General features: G+C 61.7%; 16 protein-coding genes. 9 read left to right on the forward strand and 7 right to left on the reverse strand.

Annotation, left to right across the window (positions count from 1 at the left end):
• From AAIL67_RS22440 to cydX, 8 genes are all read left to right on the forward strand, one after another.
• Positions 1–247: FAD-binding protein (locus AAIL67_RS22440; protein WP_280008588.1), on the forward strand; the 247-nt coding region annotated here is incomplete at its 5' end.
• Positions 248–387: 140 nt separating this feature from the next.
• Positions 388–1,518: an ABC transporter substrate-binding protein gene (locus tag AAIL67_RS22445; RefSeq protein WP_034356912.1), complete on the forward strand. Its 1,131-nt coding sequence runs from the start codon at positions 388–390 to the stop codon at positions 1,516–1,518.
• 283 nt (positions 1,519–1,801) lie between these two features.
• The gene (locus AAIL67_RS22450) at positions 1,802–2,758 is read left to right on the forward strand and encodes a nitronate monooxygenase family protein (protein ID WP_034356911.1); all 957 of its coding nucleotides are present in this window, start codon (positions 1,802–1,804) and stop codon (positions 2,756–2,758) included.
• Between the two features lie 240 nt (positions 2,759–2,998).
• Positions 2,999–4,729, forward strand: coding sequence for a thiol reductant ABC exporter subunit CydD (gene cydD / locus AAIL67_RS22455; RefSeq protein ID WP_343485160.1), 1,731 nt, complete (start codon positions 2,999–3,001; stop codon positions 4,727–4,729).
• Positions 4,726–6,450, forward strand: coding sequence for an ATP-binding cassette domain-containing protein (locus tag AAIL67_RS22460; protein WP_343485161.1), 1,725 nt, complete (start codon positions 4,726–4,728; stop codon positions 6,448–6,450). Before cydD ends, AAIL67_RS22460 begins: the two co-directional genes overlap by 4 nt.
• A gap of 31 nt (positions 6,451–6,481) precedes the next feature.
• Entirely contained in the window at positions 6,482–8,071 is a 1,590-nt protein-coding gene (locus AAIL67_RS22465) for a cytochrome ubiquinol oxidase subunit I (RefSeq protein ID WP_034356909.1), read from the forward strand.
• Between the two features lie 13 nt (positions 8,072–8,084).
• Positions 8,085–9,239, forward strand: a complete 1,155-nt coding sequence (gene cydB / locus AAIL67_RS22470; protein ID WP_034380747.1) for a cytochrome d ubiquinol oxidase subunit II — start codon at positions 8,085–8,087, stop codon at positions 9,237–9,239.
• A 105-nt stretch (positions 9,240–9,344) separates the two neighbouring features.
• Entirely contained in the window at positions 9,345–9,485 is a 141-nt protein-coding gene (cydX, locus tag AAIL67_RS22475; RefSeq protein WP_003053063.1) for a cytochrome bd-I oxidase subunit CydX, read from the forward strand.
• Positions 9,486–9,560: 75 nt separating this feature from the next.
• On the opposite strand, the gene eda is transcribed toward cydX, so the two are convergent.
• From eda to AAIL67_RS22505, 6 genes are all read right to left on the reverse strand, one after another.
• Positions 9,561–10,208 carry a bifunctional 4-hydroxy-2-oxoglutarate aldolase/2-dehydro-3-deoxy-phosphogluconate aldolase gene (eda, locus tag AAIL67_RS22480; RefSeq protein WP_003065739.1) on the reverse strand — a complete coding sequence of 216 codons (648 nt, stop codon included), beginning with the start codon at positions 10,206–10,208 and terminating at the stop codon, positions 9,561–9,563.
• Positions 10,193–12,040 carry a phosphogluconate dehydratase gene (gene edd, locus AAIL67_RS22485; protein WP_343485162.1) on the reverse strand — a complete coding sequence of 616 codons (1,848 nt, stop codon included), beginning with the start codon at positions 12,038–12,040 and terminating at the stop codon, positions 10,193–10,195. The genes eda and edd overlap by 16 nt, the downstream gene beginning before the upstream one ends.
• A gap of 99 nt (positions 12,041–12,139) precedes the next feature.
• On the reverse strand, positions 12,140–13,147 hold the full coding sequence (locus AAIL67_RS22490) for a TRAP transporter substrate-binding protein (protein WP_003065736.1): 1,008 nt from the start codon (positions 13,145–13,147) through the stop codon (positions 12,140–12,142).
• Between the two features lie 121 nt (positions 13,148–13,268).
• Positions 13,269–14,549, reverse strand: coding sequence for a TRAP transporter large permease subunit (locus AAIL67_RS22495; protein ID WP_034356902.1), 1,281 nt, complete (start codon positions 14,547–14,549; stop codon positions 13,269–13,271).
• A gap of 10 nt (positions 14,550–14,559) precedes the next feature.
• A complete protein-coding gene (locus AAIL67_RS22500; protein WP_034392301.1) occupies positions 14,560–15,066 on the reverse strand; it encodes a TRAP transporter small permease in 507 nt (168 codons plus the stop codon).
• Between the two features lie 19 nt (positions 15,067–15,085).
• Positions 15,086–15,622 carry a gluconokinase gene (locus AAIL67_RS22505; protein ID WP_045840389.1) on the reverse strand — a complete coding sequence of 179 codons (537 nt, stop codon included), beginning with the start codon at positions 15,620–15,622 and terminating at the stop codon, positions 15,086–15,088.
• Between the two features lie 182 nt (positions 15,623–15,804).
• On the opposite strand from AAIL67_RS22505, the gene AAIL67_RS22510 reads away from it, so the two are divergent.
• Entirely contained in the window at positions 15,805–16,878 is a 1,074-nt protein-coding gene (locus AAIL67_RS22510) for a LacI family DNA-binding transcriptional regulator (protein ID WP_034380738.1), read from the forward strand.
• Positions 16,879–16,888: 10 nt separating this feature from the next.
• On the opposite strand, the gene AAIL67_RS22515 is transcribed toward AAIL67_RS22510, so the two are convergent.
• Positions 16,889–17,473, reverse strand: coding sequence for a GbsR/MarR family transcriptional regulator (locus AAIL67_RS22515; RefSeq protein WP_003053080.1), 585 nt, complete (start codon positions 17,471–17,473; stop codon positions 16,889–16,891).
• Positions 17,474–17,719 lie beyond the last annotated feature (246 nt).

Here is a 17,719-nt window from a genome sequence, read left to right on the forward strand (position 1 = left end):
TGCGGCAGTCGATGCGGGCTATGCCCCCAACGACCTGCAGGTGGGTCAGACGGGCAAGATCGTGGCGCCGCAGCTGTACATTGCCTGCGGCATCTCGGGAGCGATCCAGCATCTGGCGGGCATGAAGGACTCCAAGGTGATCGTGGCGATCAACAAGGATCCAGAAGCACCGATCTTCTCGGTGGCTGATTACGGTCTGGAAGCCGATCTGTTCACGGCTGTGCCCGAACTGGTCAACGCGCTGTAATTTGGCGCACATCAAAAGAGGGGCTTCAAGCCCCTCTTTTTCCATGGGCGCCTGGCTCGTACAGGTCAGGTCATCAACAATAATTCGGCAGCTGCATGGGCGCTTCAGACCCACTGCATTGATGGAGAGGGAGACTCTGAATGAATCGCAAGCATTGGGTGTTGGCGCGAGCCGGTTTGGTCGCCATGTGTGCAGGTGCTGTTTTGGTGGCACAGGCCTGGACGGTAGGGCAGGTGGCCCCGATGTCGGGGGCCGAAGCCAGTCAGGGGCGGGCCTATGCGCAGGGCATGCGTCTGTACTTTGACCAGGTCAACAAGGCCGGTGGTGTGCAGGGCCAGCCTGTGGAGCTGGCCGTGCTCGATGATGTAGGCCATCCCGAAGAGACCGTGACCAAGACGCGCAAGCTGCTGAGCGAATCCAAGCCCGTGGTGCTGGCAGGCTATTTCGGCAATCGCAATCTCTTGGCCTTGCTGGAGAGCAAGGCTCTGGATGGCTCGCAGATTCCGCTGGTGGGTTATCAGAGCACGGATACCCGTGTGCTGGCATCACCCCAGATGTTCTCCACGCGTGCAGGGCTTGTCGAGCAGATCGCAAAGATTTCCACCCACCTGGCCACCGTAGGCATCACGCGGTTGGCGTTGGTGTTCGAGGAGCGTCCCGATGCACAGGAGCTGACGGCCTTGGTGACCAAGGCCGTGAACCCCAGCGGGGCCAAGCTGGTCGCATCGGCCATGCTCAAGAGCCGAGGTGGCTCGGACAAGGCTGTGCAGGAGCTGCAGGCTGCGAAGACTTCGCCTCAAGCCATCCTGTTGGTGGCTTCCAGCCCTGCCACGGCGGCATTTGTCGAGGCATATCGCATGGAGGGCGGTACCGCCCAGGTCTATGCCACGGCCGAGGCCGATATCGAGCAGTTGGCCAAGCGTCTTCCTGTGGAGTACATGAGCGGTCTGTCGATTGCCCAGGTGGTGCCCAGTCCCTATAAGGTCTCGGGCAAGCTCAACAAGGAGTTTCGCGACGCGACGATTGCTGCGGGCAAGTCCCTGGACGTTCCGGTGAGCTTTGCGATGATGGAAGGCTTTGTGAATGCCAAAGTCATCGTGGAGGCCATGCGTCGCAGCCAGCCGGTGACGCCGGAAAAAATGAGTGCCGCCTTGCGCGGACTGGAGTCTTATGACCTGGGCGGCTACTGGGTGAACTTCAAGCCCGGGCAAGTGGGATCCAAATATGTGGACCTGTCCATCGTCAATGCCGCCGGGCGTGTGACGCAGTAAGAAACCAAGGCCTGATGCAGCACCGCGCTCAGGCCTTTTTTGCGGCCGCTCCCATCACGATGATCCTCCGTGCACAGAGAAGGCAAAAACTGTTGCCCTGGGGACAGGGAGTGGCGCCATGGCAGGCGAAACTGGCCAAAGGCCAGTCGGACGGCTTCACCGTCGGCACAGGGGTGCAAACAGTGAGCCGTCCTTCGAACTGTTTCTGAAATAAGAGCTGCCTGCGTATCTGGAACAAACGCTACAGCCCTTTTTATTTATAAAACGAAGAAGGAGACAACACATGTCCAAGCTGCCACCCGCCCTCAAAAAGCTGGCTCTGCCTGTCATCGGCTCGCCGCTTTTCATCATCAGCAATCCCAAGCTTGTCATCGAGCAGTGCAAGGCCGGTATCGTCGGCTCCATGCCTTCTCTCAATGCCCGCCCGGCCGAGCAGCTGGAGGACTGGCTGGCAGAGATCACCGAGACTCTGGCGGCCTGGGACAAGGCACATCCCGATCGCCCTTCTGCACCATTCGCCATCAATCAGATCGTGCACAAGAGCAATGACCGTCTGGAGCACGACATGCAGGTCTGCGCCAAGTACAAGGTGCCCATCATCATCACCAGCCTGGGTGCGCGTGAAGATGTGAATCAGGCCGTGCATGGCTGGGGCGGTGTGGTGCTGCACGACATCATCAACAACAAGTTTGCTCGCAAGGCCATTGAAAAAGGTGCCGATGGCCTGATCGCCGTGGCAGCCGGTGCTGGCGGCCATGCGGGTGTGAAGAGTCCATTTGCCCTGGTGCAGGAAATTCGCCAATGGTTTGACGGCCCTTTGGCGCTGTCCGGCTCGATTGCCACGGGTGGCTCGATTCTGGCGGCCCAGGCCATGGGGGCGGACTTTGCCTATATCGGATCGGCCTTCATTGCCACCGACGAGGCGCGCGCCGTAGAAGCCTACAAGCAGGCGATCGTCGAGGGCAGCTCCGACGACGTGGTCTACAGCAATCTGTTCACAGGCGTGCATGGCAACTATCTGGCACCTTCGATTCGTGCGGCCGGTCTGGATCCGGAAAACCTGCCCGAATCAGACCCCAGCAAGATGAATTTTGGCGGTGGTGCGCAAAAGGCCTGGAAAGATATCTGGGGTTGTGGCCAGGGTATCGGTGCCATTGACAAGGTGCAGTCCACGGCGGAGCTGGTGGCTCGCCTCAAGCGTGAGTACGCCGAAGCCAAGGCAAGCCTGCTGGTTGCCTGAGGCAGTTCACTATCTTCTGTGCCAACGGCGTCTTCGGACGCCGTTTTTTATGGGCGGCTTGCTCGCTTGATGTTGCTCAAGCACGACTTGTGCAAGGGTTAACCCTTGTTAAATCGCTTCGGAGTTGATGCGTATCAATGTAGGCCTGGTCCTGCAATTGGCTTTTGCATATCAAGTCATGATGATTGTCAAAAGAAGAGTAGTATTCCGTTAATTTCAGTAAATACTGAAAATTGAGAAATGCAACACACCCCTTCTTCATCCACCGACAACCAGGTCGATACAGCACATGCTGAGTTGGCGAGCGTCATCCGTCGCCCTAGCGCGGGAGCTGTGTGGCAGGTGTTTGCCGGGCTGATATGGCTGCCGCAGGCAGCCTTGCTGGCCTGGGCTGTGCAACTCATGGCCAACGGTCAGGGCATGGCGGCCGTCTGGCCCATGGCTGCTGGCGTGTTGTTGCTGGGCTTGCTGCGAGCCTGGGCAGAAGGCCATGGAGGCATGCTGGCTAACCGTGCAGCGCGCGCGCAGCTCAGCAGCTTGCGCGCCCGGGTGGCGCAGTCGCTGGCTCAGACATCGCCGCTGGACAAGAGCCGCCCAGCTTCCGGCCAGGCGGCTAGCGCCATGGCCGAGCAGGCCGAGGCCATTGTTCCGTGGCTGGCGCGTTACCAGAGCGCGATGTGGCGTGTGCGTCTGCTGCCCTTGGTGATTTTGGCTGCCGTGGCCTTGCAGTCATGGGTCGCTGCTCTGATTTTGATGGTTGCCGCGCCGCTGATTCCGCTTTTCATGGCGATCGTGGGCTGGCGTGCCAAGGCGGGCAGCGAAGAGCAGATGCTGCAGCTCGGTCATATGAACGCTTTCTTGCTGGACCGCCTGCGTGGCCTGAGCACGCTACGTGCACTGCATGCCGTGGAGCTGACGGGCCAGCGGCTGCGTGACCATGCCGAAGACCTGCGCACCCGCACCATGCGCGTGCTGCGCATTGCCTTTCTGTCTTCTGCGGTGCTGGAGCTTTTCTCGGCACTGGGTGTGGCCATGGTGGCCGTCTATATAGGTTTTCACCTGCTGGGCACGCTGAATTTCGGCGCCTGGGGCGACAAGCTCGGTCTGGGCCAGGCCATGTTCGTGCTGCTGCTGGCGCCGGCATTTTTCGAGCCTTTGCGCGATCTCTCGGCCGTCTGGCATGACAGAGCCGCAGGCGAGGCCGCACTGCAGACCTTGCAGAGCATGCAGGCGCAGTCCATGCAGATTGTCGGTGCACAACATGCCGCTGAAGCATCTCCGGTCGATGAGCAGTCATGGCCTGGCCAGCCTGTGTCCGTAAGCGTTTCGGGACTCAAGGTTCAGGCGCCAGGCAGTGACTCCAGCCTCGCGCCGCTGTCTTTGCACATACAGGCCGGCGAGCATGTGGCGCTGTGGAGTCCCAGCGGCAGCGGCAAATCCGTGCTGCTGGCGCAGATTGCTGGCCTTTTGCCGGTACAGCAAGGCCGTATCGAAATCGACCGGCAAACGCTTGAGGCCGGCAGTGCTACCCAGCTGCGCCGGCGCATGGCCTGGCTGGGTCAGTTGCCCCATGTCTTTGCCGGCTCGGCCGCGCGCAATATTGCGCTGGGGCGCAGCTCGGTAGGACCCAAGCAGATTGCCGAAGCTACGCAGCTGGCGGCACTTGATGAGGCCCTGGAGCATCGCCCCGGCGCAAGCCTGGGTGAGGGCGGCGCAGGCCTTTCCGGTGGCGAGGTGGTACGTTTGGCTCTGGCACGTATGGCCGCGCAGACACGGGCCGGACTGCTGCTGGTCGATGAACCTACCGCTCATCTGGATCCCGAGACAGCAGCCCAGATTACGCAGTCTCTGCGCCATATGGCCAGGGGGCGCACCATGCTGGTCGCCACCCATGATGCACAGCTGGCCGCTGCCATGGATCGCGTGATCGAGCTGCCGCTGCTGCGACCGACGCGGGAGCCGCAGTCATGAAGATGCGAGCCATTTCAATGCGCGAGATGCTGAAGCTGCTGGGCCAGATGGCGCCGCACAAGCTCTGGCTGGGAGGTGCCGCCCTGGCAGCGCTTACGGTGCTGATGGGCATGGCATTGCTGGGTTTGTCGGGCTGGTTCATCACGGCCACGGCCCTGGCCGGGCTGGTGCCTGCCACGGCCCTGGTGTTCGATGTGTTCATGCCCTCGGCCGGCATTCGCCTGCTGGCCGTGGGCCGCACCGGTGCCCGCTATGCCGAGCGCCTGGTGACTCACGACGCCACACTGGCTGTGCTGGCCGCTTTGCGCCAGAGACTGTTCCTGAGCTGGGCTCGCCCGCAGGCTGCCCGTCTGCTGCTGCAGCGCCCGGCCAGGCTGTTGCAGCGTCTGACCTCCGATGTGGATGCCCTGGACAATCTTTATCTGCGCCTGCTGGTGCCCGCCGTGGCGGCGCTGGGCGCGGCCTTGCTGGCGGCTCTGGCCTACGGGTTCATGCGCTGGTGGCTGGGCCTGTTGACCCTGGCGTGGATGCTGCTGACTGGCTGGGGCATTGCCCTGTGGCATGGCTTGCGCAGCCGCAAGGCCGCTGTACGCCGTGCCATGGCACTGGAGGCCATGCGTGCCCAAACCGTGGATCTGGTTGCAGGCCAGACCGAGCTGCTAATGGCAGGCCAGTTGCCTGCCCAGGTGCAGCAAGTGCTGCACAGCGATGCGCGCTGCGCCCAGGCCGATGAGCGGCTTTATCAATCCGAAGCGGCTGCCGCCCAGGCTTATGGGGCGGTGTCTGCCATTACTTTGAGCGCATCCGTGCTGTTGATGGCCTGGTTGATGGAACAGGGCCGCATCAACGCGCCGGTTGCTGCGCTGGGTATTTTGCTGGCACTGTCGGCAATGGAGCCGTTTGCAGCTCTGCGCAGAGGGGCAGAACAGGCCGGGCGTACCTGGCTGGCGCTGCGCAGGTTGGCTCCACCGTTGGCGGCCAAGGCCGAAGCGGCAGAGAGTCCGCAGCAGCCTGTGCAGAAGCTGGCCGTCAGTCTGCAGTCTGTCCGACTTCGTCAATTGGGTCCTATAGACCTGAACGTGCGCCAGGGCGAGCGCGTGGCGCTGATCGGCAGCAGCGGTGCAGGCAAGACCAGCTTGCTGCATTTGATGGCGGGTGAGCTGCAGCCGGACGAAGGCGTGGTTCAGGCCCGCGGCTGCAGCTGGATGACACAGAGAACCGAGCTTTTTCAGGACAGCCTGCGCAACAACCTGAGGCTTGCCGATGCCAAGGCCGACGATGAGCAACTGTGGAGCGTCCTGCAGGCTGCAGGTCTCAGAAGCGACGTCATGGCCCTGCCACGGGGGCTGGACACCATGCTGGGTGAAGGCGGCCTGGGTCTGTCCGGAGGCCAGTCGCGCCGGCTGGCACTGGCCAGACTGCTGCTGAGCCCAGACCGCTGCTGGCTGCTTGATGAGGTGACCGAGGGACTGGATGCCGTCACTGCTGCCGATGTGCTGAAGCGGTTGGTGCAGGCGGCTGAGAGCGGCTCGCGAACGCTGATTTTTGCCACGCATTGGCAGCGTGAGGCGAGCCTCGCCGATCGCATTGTGTATCTGCAGGCAGGACAGGTAAGAGCGCAAGCCCTGCGCGGCACGCCAGAGTTTGGGCAGCTGATGGCAAGGCTGCGACCCGATGTGCTGGGTGCTGTTGCACCGCAGTCCATATGTTTTTCCGATTGATTTTTGAAGTACCGAGAGAAAGGACCTGACCATGGACCTCGACATCGTCGATTTATCGCGACTGCAGTTTGCGATAACGGCGCTCTACCACTTTCTGTTTGTGCCGCTGACACTGGGCCTGTCCATACTCGTTGCCATCATGGAGACGGTGTATGTAATGACCGGACGAGCCATCTGGCGCGACATGACCAAGTTCTGGGGCGTGCTGTTCGGCATCAACTTCGCCATGGGTGTGGCCACCGGCGTGGTGATGGAGTTCCAGTTCGGCATGAACTGGAGCTACTACAGCCACTATGTGGGCGACATCTTTGGTGCACCGCTGGCGATCGAGGGTTTGATGGCCTTCTTCATGGAGGCGACCTTTGTCGGCCTGTTCTTCTTTGGCTGGGATCGCCTTTCCAAGGTCAAGCACCTGATCGTCACCTGCCTGATGGCCATAGGCACCAACTTCTCGGCGCTATGGATTCTGGTCGCCAATGGCTGGATGCAGAACCCCGTGGGTGCTACTTTCAACCCCCAGACCATGCGCATGGAAGTGAATGACTTCTTTGCCGTGCTCACCAATCCCGTGGCGCAGGCCAAGTTTGTGCACACGGTGTCGGCGGGCTATGTCATGGCCTCGCTGTTCGTGCTGGGTATTTCGGCCTGGTATCTGCTCAAGGGCCGTCACATCCATCTGGCCAAGCGCTCGATGACGGTGGCCGCATCCTTTGGTCTGGCTGCTTCGCTGTCGGTTGTGGTGCTGGGTGACGAATCCGGCTACCTGTCATCCGAACACCAGAAGATGAAGCTGGCGTCGATCGAAGCCATGTGGGAGACCGAGCCCGCACCGGCCTCTTTCACGGCCTTTGGTTTCCCCGACCGCGAGGCGCGCGAGACCCACTTTGCCGTGCACATCCCATGGGTCATGGGCCTGATCGGTACGCGTTCGCTGGACACCCAAATTCCCGGCATCAACGAATTGGTCAAGAGCGCCGAGGGCAATATCCGCAACGGTATCGACGCCTATGACGCGCTGCAGACCATTCGCAAGGCCAGGACCGATGCCGAGATTCCCGCCGAGGCGCGTCTGCGCTTTGAGAACAATGGCGCCAATCTGGGCTACGCCCTGCTGCTGATGCGCTATGTGGATGACCCACGCAAGGCGACCGAAGCACAGATCCATCAGGCAGCAATGGATACCGTGCCGCCGGTCGGTCCGCTGTTCTGGACCTTCCGCATCATGGTGGCCCTGGGCATGTTCTTCATCGTGCTGACCGGCACCTTCTTCTGGCTGGCTGCCCGCCACAGGCTGGATGCCTACCCCTGGCTGCTCAAGGTTGCCGTGTTCTCGATTCCGCTGCCCTGGATCGCCGCCGAATGCGGCTGGGTGGTGGCCGAGCTGGGTCGTCAGCCCTGGATCATCGAAGGCGTGCTGCCCACGGCCATGGCGGTTTCCAATCTGGGCGCGAAGACGCTGTTGCTGACCATTGCCGGCTTTGTGCTGATCTACACCGTGCTGCTGGTTATCGAGCTCAAGCTGATGGTCAAGGCCATCAAGAAGGGCCCCGAGCATGAGAGCGAACCTCACCTCAGCCTCTACGAACCCATGATCAAGAAGCTGGCACGCGGCCAAAGCTGAGAGGAGCAACCAAATGATCTTGCATGAACTGATTTCATATGACGTGCTGCGCCTCATCTGGTGGCTGCTGCTCGGTGTGCTGCTGGTGGGCTTTGCCGTCACCGACGGCTTTGACCTCGGCGCCATGGGCCTGTTGCGCGCCACGGCCAAGACCGATGTCGAGCGCCGCACGGCCATCAACTCCGTCGGCCCCGTGTGGGAAGGCAATCAGGTGTGGCTGATTCTGGGTGGCGGTGCCATCTTTGCGGCCTGGCCCCAGCTTTACGCCGTGTCCTTCTCAGGCTTTTACCTGGCCATGTTTGCCGTGCTGGTGCCGCTGATCCTGCGTCCCGTGGCGTTCAAGTTCCGCAGCAAACATGAAGATGCAGCCTGGCGCAACCGCTGGGACTGGGTGCTGTGCATCACGGGTCTGGTGCCAGCGCTGCTGTTCGGCGTGGCAGTGGGCAATGTGATTCTCGGCGTGCCATTTCGTCTGGGTGACGATATGCGCATTTACTACGACGGCAGCTTCTTCGGCCTGCTCACGCCTTTCGCATTGCTGTGCGGTCTGGTCTCGCTGTCCATGCTGCTCATGCATGGTGCGGCCTGGCTGATGTTCAAGACCGATGGAGAAGTCGCCAACCGCGCCGCCAGGTATGGCACATGGTTTGCCGTGCTGACCACCGTGCTGTTTGCGGTTGCCGGCCTGTGGCTGGCTACAGGCATCAACGGCTATGTGATTACCAGCGAGATCAACCCCGTCGGTCCCTCCAACCCCTTGAACAAGACCGCAGCCGTGGCTGCCGGTGCATGGATGGCCAACTTCAAGTCCTATCCCTGGCTCTGGCTGGTGCCCGGTATCGGCCTGCTCATGCCGCTGATCGTGGCCATCGGCTTGCGCAGCCGTCGCGAGTGGCTGGCGCTGCTGGCAAGCGGCCTGGCGATTGCCGGAATCATCCTGACCGTGGGCGCTGCCATGTTCCCCATGATCCTGCCCTCCAGCATTGATCCGCGCTTCAGTCTGACGGTCTGGGACTCGTCTTCCAGCCATGTCGTGCTGTTCATCATGCTGGTTTGCGTGCTGATCTTCCTGCCCTTGATCCTGGCCTATACCAGCTGGGTGTACTCGGTGCTGCGAGGCAAGGTGGACGTGAAAGCCATCGTGACCGGCCAGGGCCACTCGTATTGAGATGGGACGCCCCTCAGACGCCATTCTGCGTTCTTCCTTCTGTGTGGGGGGGCGGTTCGAATATTGTTGGCCCATGCATTGGATGGGCCGAATGAAAGGAAACTTATGTGGTATTTCGCCTGGTTGCTGGGTCTGCCGCTGGCAGCAGCCTTTGCCGTGCTCAATGCGATCTGGTTCGAGTTGATGGATGACGAGGCAACGCGTCGCAAGCTTCTGGAGCGAACCAAGTCGCTGCCGGATGCCTGAGTCGCCAAGACATGGAAAAGCCCGGTCGGCTTGGAGCTGACCGGGCTTTTTTTTATGGATGAGGCCTTGTCTTGCTCAGGCCGTGCGAGAGCTTCTCAACGCCTGCGTGGCCTGAGCCAGCTCGGTGATGAGCGACCAGTTGCCACTCTCCACGGCACTGGCGGGGACCAGCCAGGAGCCGCCCACGCAGACCACATTGGACAGCGCCAGAAACTCCGCCGCGTTGCCGGGCGAGATGCCGCCCGTGGGGCAGAAACGCAGCTCTCCGAACGGACCTTGCCAGGCCTTCAGCATCTGGATGCCGCCCGACTGCACGGCGGGGAAGAACTTGAGCTCGGTAAAGCCATCTTCCTGAGCCATCATGATTTCGCTGCTGGTTGCAACACCGGGCAGCAGCGGCAGGTTCAGATCGCGGCAGGCCTGGCCCAGCTTGCTGGTATAGCCGGGACTGACGGCAAACCTTGCGCCGGCCCGAGCAGCCGCCGCGGCATCGGCTGCATTGCGCACGGTGCCCGCACCGACGATGGCTTCGGGCAGTTGCTTGGCGATGGCCTCTATGCAGGCCAGGCCCTGAGGCGTGCGCAGCGTGACCTCCAGAACCCTGATGCCGCCGGCCAGCAGTGCTTTGGCCATGGGTACCGCATGCTCTGCGTTGTGCAGCACGATGACCGGAATCACCGGTGCATCCTGCATGATGGACAAGGCGGTCATTTGAGCAGCCATGTGCAAGCTCCTTCTTCTGCGCTCAGCGCATTGCGCCGGAATCCGGCAAACAGTTCACGGCCCAGGCCGCGGTGATTGGCTTGCTGCAACGCTGTCGGCATGATGGCCAGCGGCCTGGCTTCCCATTCGGCATCCGTCAGCTCGGCTTGGAGCAGGCCGGTGGGGGCATCGAGCACGATGATGTCTCCGCTTTGTACCTTGGCCAGCGGGCCGCCTGCCAGTGCTTCGGGACTGACATGGATGGCCGCCGGGACCTTGCCCGATGCGCCGCTCATGCGGCCGTCGGTGACCAGGGCCACGACATAGCCCTTGCCTTGCAGAACGGCCAGCGGAGGGGTGAGCTTGTGCAGCTCGGGCATGCCATTGGCCTGCGGACCCTGCCAGCGCACCACACAGACGACGCCATTGAAGCCATTGGTCTGGCAGGCCTGCTCCAGCGCACCGGATTTGAAGGCCGCCTGCAATTCATCCTGCGAATCAAAGACCCATGCCGGTGCCCGCAGTGCGTGGCGATCTTCAGGTACGGCGCTGATCTTGATGACACTGCGGCCAAGATTGCCTTTGAGCAGTTTCAATCCACCCGCAGGGCTGAAGGGACGGGTGGCAGGGCGCAGCACGGTGTCATCGCCGGAGATGCCCGCATCCCGCCATTGCAGCTGATGGTTTTCGACATGGGGGATGCGCCCGAAAGCGGCCAGCCCCTCGGGCCTTACCGTAAGCACATCGCCATGCATGAGTCCGGCCTGAAGCAACTGGGCGATCACATAGCCGGGGCCGCCTGCGGCCTGGAACTGGTTCACATCGGCGCTGCCATTGGGGTAGACACGGGCCAGCAGAGGAACTACCGCAGACAGCTGCTCGAAGTCATCCCAGTCGATGACGATGCCGGCAGCTCGGGCCACGGCGACCCAGTGGATCAGGTGATTGGTGGAGCCGCCGGTGGCCAGCAGGGCCACCATGGCGTTGACGATGCAGCGCTCGTCCACGACATGCCCTATGGGGGCAAAGCGGCGGCCCCGGGTGATGGACAGCACGGTACGCATGGCTTCGCGCGTGAGCAGTTCACGCTCTGCGTCGGCGGGGTTGATGAAGGCTGTGCCGGGAACATGCAGGCCCATGGCTTCGAGCAGCATCTGATTGCTGTTGGCCGTGCCGTAGAAGGTGCAGGTGCCCTGATCATGGTAGGCCGCGTTTTCTGCCGCCAGCAGCTCCTGCCGGCCGACCAGGCCCTGCGCTGCCTGCTCGCGCACCTTGGCCTTGTCGCTGTTGGACAGGCCCGAAGTCATGGGACCGGCAGGCACGAACACCATGGGCAGATGGCCGAAATGCAGGGCGCCGATCAGCAGGCCGGGAACGATCTTGTCGCAGACGCCCAGCATCAGGGCCGCATCGAAAGTGTCGTGCGTGAGAGCCACGGCGGTGGACATGGCAATCGTGTCGCGGCTGAACAGGCTCAGCTCCATGCCGGGCATGCCCTGGGTCACGCCGTCGCACATGGCTGGCACACCGCCGGCCACCTGGGCCGTGGCGCCGTTGCGTCTGGCCTCGTCTTTCAGAATATCGGGGTAATGCGCAAACGGCGCATGGGCGGAGAGCACATCGTTATAGGCCGTGACGATGCCGACATTGGGGCCTTTTTCCTCAACGATGCGAATCTTGTCCGTGCCGGGCAGAGCCGCAAAGGCGTGGGCCACATTGGCGCAGCCCATGGTGCGTACTTGTGGAGGGCGCGCGGCCATGGCATCGACCTGTGCCAGATAGTCGGAGCGGCTGGCGCGGCTGCGCTCCTGGATGCGCCGCGTCACCTGGTCCAGAACGGGGTGAAGTGCCATGATGAAAGTCCTTGGGCAGCAAGGCCTGTGCTTGGGGCGCAGGCATTGTCTTGGAATGAGTCAGAGCCATGCCCGGGGCATGGCTCCATGGTTGGGCGCTTATTTGGCGCGAGCTTGCTTGACGGCTGCCTGCACAGAGTCCCAGGTACCTTGACCCACGGACTTGGCAATGCCGGCATTGACGGTGCCGAGCTTGTCGCGCATGCGGCCTGCTTCGGCGGCTGGCAGCTCGTTGACCTGCATGCCCTTGGTCTTGATCTCGGCCAGAGCCTTGGCGGCTTCTTCGCGCGTGTCCTTGCGCTCGAATTCACGGCTCTTGATCGCCGCATCCTGCAGCACCTTCTTCTCGGCGGGGCTCAGCGTGTCCCACCACTTCTTGCTGACCGTCACGATCCAGGGGCTGTAGACATGGTTGGAGACGGTCAGGTACTTCTGCACTTCATAGAACTTGCTCGAAAGCACCGTGTTGAAGGGGTTTTCCTGACCGTCCACGGCCTTGGTTTCCAGCGCCGTGAACAGCTCGGAGAAGGGCAGGGGAACGGCATTGGCGCCCAGGGTCTTGAAGCTGTCCAGGAAGACGTTGTTCTGCATCACGCGCAGCTTCACGTCCTGCAGATCTTCCAGCTTGGTGATGGGGCGCTTGTTGTTGGTCAGATTGCGAAATCCATTTTCCCAATAGACCAGACCCACCATGCCCTTGGGCTCCAGAGTGGCCTTGACCTTCTCTCCCACGGGGCCGTCCAGCACGGCATCGGCCTCCTTGGTGTTGGCAAACAGAAAAGGGGTGTCCCAGATCGCCATTTCGGGCGACAGGCCCACCAGCGTGGCGGTGGAGCCGACCATCATTTCCTGGGCGCCGCCGATCAGGGCCTGCTGCATCTGCGTGTCCGAGCCCAGGGATGCGTTGCCGATGGCGCGGACCTTCATCTTGCCACCGCTGGCCTTTTCCACTTCCTTGGCGAACATACGCACGGCACGACCCTGGTTGGAGTCTTCCACCAGGCCGTAGCCGAACCGCACTAGGCGGGGCTTGAAGTCCTGCGCCTGAACGGCACCTGCGGCCAGCAACATTGCCGTGAGGCCCGCGACTGCAAATTTGATACGCATACCCGTCTCCTTGCTTGATTGGGCCTGGGCCCTTTGATGAAATTGGAACTGTCGTGATGCGCTTGATTGCAGTGCGCACCATGCTATGAATCTAAGATCTTTCATGGATGGCATGCCGTTCTCAGTGCATCCATTTGAGCGGACCCGTGACCAGTTGAGGGAAGATCACGAAGAGCACGGCCAGCAGCACATAGACCATCAGGAAGGGATTGGTGCCCTTGATCACGGTTTCCATGCGCAGCCTGCCGACCCCGGCCACCACGTTCTGCACCGTGCCTACAGGGGGGGTGATCAGGCCGATACAGCCCACATAGATGAACATGAAGCCGAAGTACACGGGATCGATGCCGGCCTTGACGGCCAGCGGTGCGCAGACCGGACCGAAGATCAGAATGGTCGGGGTCAGATCCATGGCGGTGCCGACCACGAGCAGGAAGAGCATCATCACGGCCATGAAGAGCATGGGCTGATCCAGCAGGCCCGAGAAGCTGTCGGCCAGCATATTGGGCAGGTCGGCGAGCGTGATCATGTAGGCGGTCACAGTGGCCGCACCGCAGAGGAACATCACCACGGCGGTGGTCTTGGATGCGCCCAGAAAGACTTCGTAAAGCCTGCTCCAGCTCATCTCCCGATAGACCACCATGGACACGAACAGCGCGTAGACCGCGGCCACCACGGCGGCTTCGGTCGGCGTGAAGACGCCGCCCTTGAGGCCGCCCAGAATGATGACAGGCATCATCATGGCCCAGAAGCTCTTGGCCAGTGCCTTGAGGCGCAGGCCCCAGCTCACGCGTTCACCCGAGGTCAGCTGGTATTTGCGCGCGATGAACCACCAGGCAGCAATCAGAAAGCTGCCCATGAACAGGCCGGGAACGACGCCCGAGAGAAACAGCTTGCTGATGGAGGTGTTGGTGGTGACGCCGTAGATCACGAACGGCATCGAAGGCGGAATGATGGGGGCGATGATGCCGCCTGAAGCCAGCAGGCCGGCGCTGTAGCTGTCGGGATACTTCTGGTCGCGCATCATCGGCAGCAAGATGGTGGCCAGCGCGGCGGTGTCGGCAATGGCCGATCCGCTCATCGAGGCCAGCAGCACGGCAGCGCCGATGGCCACATAGCCCAGGCCACCCGGGATATGACCGACAAAGGCGCGGGCCAGATCGATGATGCGGCGTGACAGGCCGCCGGCATTCATCAGCTCACCTGCGAGGATGAAGAATGGCACGGCCAGCAGCGGGAAATTGTCGAACCCGGCTTGCAGGTTCTGCGCGAGCAGCTGGGTGTCGAAAAAGTCCAGGTGCCACATCAGTGCGACACCGGTGAGTATCAGTGCATGCGCAATCGGCATGCCGATCACCATGCCGCCGATCAGCACGGCGAGAAAAATCAGGGTAACGACCATGGCGCTCTCCTTACTCCACGCTGGTTTCAGAAGATTCGGACGGGGTGCCGCGCAGCATGTCGCGCACCACGACCAGCAGCATGCCTATGGCCAGCACCAGCGTCGCCGCTGCGCCCAGAGCCAGGGGATAGCCCAGCACGGTGCTGTAGCTGCTCCAGCCGGCAACGACCTGCTCCCAGGAGCCCCACAGCAGCAGGGCCATGCAGGTGCCGATCAGCAGTTGCGAGACCCAGAACAGGACTTTGCGGGTGATCGGGCCGACCCGCGATGTCACCATGTCAAAGCCCAGGTGGGCGCCTTCGAAAGCCGCCACGATGGCGCCGATGGCCACCAGCCACACAAACAGCAGGCGCGAGATCTCCTCATAGGAGACGATGCTGGTGTGGAAAACGTAGCGCAGCACCACGTTGACGAAAACGGCAACCACCATGCCGGCCAGGGCCAGCACCATCAGGCCTTCGGCCAGGCGCTTGAGCCATGGCTTGCGGCCCTGTGCCTCTTTGCGATCTTCAGACATTGGCTGTCTCCTGCTGTCTTTATGCTTGGGATTCGCGCCTTGCCCATTGCCGGGCCGCGAGCGCGATGTCGTTGAGATTCATGGTGGCGCTGACGGTCAGAACATCGGGCTCCTGACGCGGGTCTTCCAGCGTCGTGAACTGATTGGCCACCAGGTCGGGCGAGAAGAAATGCCCGGGTCGGGTCTGGACGCGTTCCAGGGCCGTGGCATAGTCGAGATCGAGAAACACAAAACCCAGCTGCTGGGCGCTGCGCAACTGGTCGCGGTACTTGCGCTTGAGCGCCGAGCAGGTCAGCACCAGGCCGTGTTCGGCATCTGCCTGAGCCAGTCGCTGCGCCAGGCGTTCCAGCCAGCCTTCGCGGTCGGCATCCGTCAGGGCAATGCCGGCCTGCATCTTGGCCACGCTCTGGGGGGAGTGGTAGCTGTCTCCTTCCACCAAGGTCCACCCCAGTTGACGGGCGATGGCTTCTCCTGCGCTCGATTTGCCGCAGCCGGAAACTCCCATGACGACGAGTGCCGACATGGTGCCATGAGGCTGGATCTTGCTTTGAGTCATTTTTGGATAGCGCTATCCGATGTGGTTAAAAAATGAGCAGCCTGCTGCTTTCTGCGATTGGCTTCAGACCTTGGTCGAAGGCAAGTCAGTGCTTTCATCAAGCTGCTTCTACAGACTTCATTTCAAGTCTGGATAGCGCTATCATACTCAAAAAACCTCAGGCATCTGACTAGGAGATTCCCTTGCCTCCCGAGACCCGTACCAAGAGTGAAACCCCGGCAGACAGCGCTTCTTCAAGGCGATCTCGTGCCAGCGGGCGTGTCACCCTCAGCGATGTGGCACAGGCTGCGGGCGTGAGTCCGATGACGGTCTCCAGAGCCTTGCGCGGAGAGCGCAGAGTGGCTGCTGCCCTGGTCGACAAAGTGCGCGAGGTTGCGGCTTCTCTGGGTTATGTGCCCGATCTGGCTGCGCGTGCACTGGCCTCGCAAAAAAGCACCCAGGTGCTGGTACTGGTGCCCATGCTCTCCAACACCTTGTTTGTGGAGGTCCTGGAGGCTGTGCACAAGGTGCTGTTTGCCCAGGGCTATCACATGCTGATCGGCGTGACCCACTACGACCCTGCGGAGGAAGAGCAGTTGCTGCGGGCCTATTTGCCCATGCGACCTGCCGGGCTGTTGCTGACCGGGTTCGACCACAGCGAAGAGTCGCGGAAATTATTGGCTGCCAATCCCGTGCCGCGCGTGCATCTCATGGAGTTGCGCGAGCCCGGCACGGGCCCCGATTGCTACAGCGTAGGTTTTTCTCAGATTGCAGCTGGCGCTGAAATGACCCGTCATCTGCTGGACAAGGGATACAGACGCATCGCATTTTGCGGAGCCCAGCTCGACGCGCGTGTCATGCAGCGTCTGGAAGGTTATCGGCAGGTGCTCAAACAGGCCGGCCTGTATGACCAGAGCCTGGAGATTCTCAATCCCGAGCGTTCATCGCTGGCGCTGGGTGCAAGGCAGTTTGAGACACTTCTCAAGGCGCAGACTACGGTGGATGCCATCTTTTTCTGCAATGACGACATTGCACAAGGCGCATTGCTGGAGGCCAATCGCATGGGGGTCAAGGTGCCGCAGCAGGTGGCGATCGCCGGGTTCAACGACCTTCCTGGCAGTGATCAGATGGTGCCGCCTCTGACCACTATCCATACACCCAGGGATGAAGTGGGCAGAAAAGCTGCCAGCATGCTACTGCAGTTGCTGGCAGGGGACACCGTCAGAGAGGCCAGCGTGGATCTGGGCTTCAGGCTGGTGCCCAGGGCCAGCACCTGAGTGGTCGGCGTCAGGCTTCCGAGCCTGACTTGCCTCGCCCGGTAATCTTGTCTTTCAGGTCCAGCAGTCGCGTCACGGCGGAGCCCATGCCCATGAGCTGCATGGCGGTCTCTGGCGACAGACGCTGAACATCGTCAAACCAGCTCATCAGTTTGTCGATGAGCTCGTGCATATCGCGCATGCGCTGCTGGGCGTAACGTTCTTCGTCGGTGCTGGCTTCCTCCATCATGGCGGCACGCAGCATGGACTGCGTGGGCTCGATCTCGCGGCGGCGGCGCTCTTCGGCCAGTCGCTTGAAGATTTCCCAGACATCCTCGGGTGCCTGGAAGTATTCGCGCCGGTCGCCGGGCTGGTGACGCAGCTGAACCAGCCGCCAGGCTTGCAACTCCTTGAGCCCCATGCTCACATTGGAGCGCGAGAATTCCAGCGTGTCGGCAATCTGGTCTGCGTTCAGCGGCTCGGGCGAAATGAACAGCAGGGCATAGATCTGCCCCACGGTGCGATTGATGCCCCAGCGGCTGCCCATCTCGCCGAAATGCGAAACAAATTGTCGGCTCAGCTCCGACAGTGGTTTGGCTTGCGTCATGGCCTCCATTGTGCCTTTGCCCGGGGTTCTCAGTGGGGGAGGGAGATCAAGCCGGAGTGCAAGCGCTCTGGTTTTGTTCATGCTTGGCGCATGAAGCCCGCGCAGATATGTTTCGTAAAACTTGCAATGCTGTCAGCAAATTGTTGGGAATCGGCGCAAAATCGCCATCCTGTTTTAAGTCGGCTTTTTTACGTTGCCTGTTGCCGGGCAAACTCACCCTGCCGCCGGGCGGCCCATGGGCTGCGGGCGGCCGTG

Source organism: Comamonas sp. A7-5, assembly GCF_039581385.1.
GTDB lineage: Bacteria > Pseudomonadota > Gammaproteobacteria > Burkholderiales > Burkholderiaceae_C > Comamonas > Comamonas thiooxydans.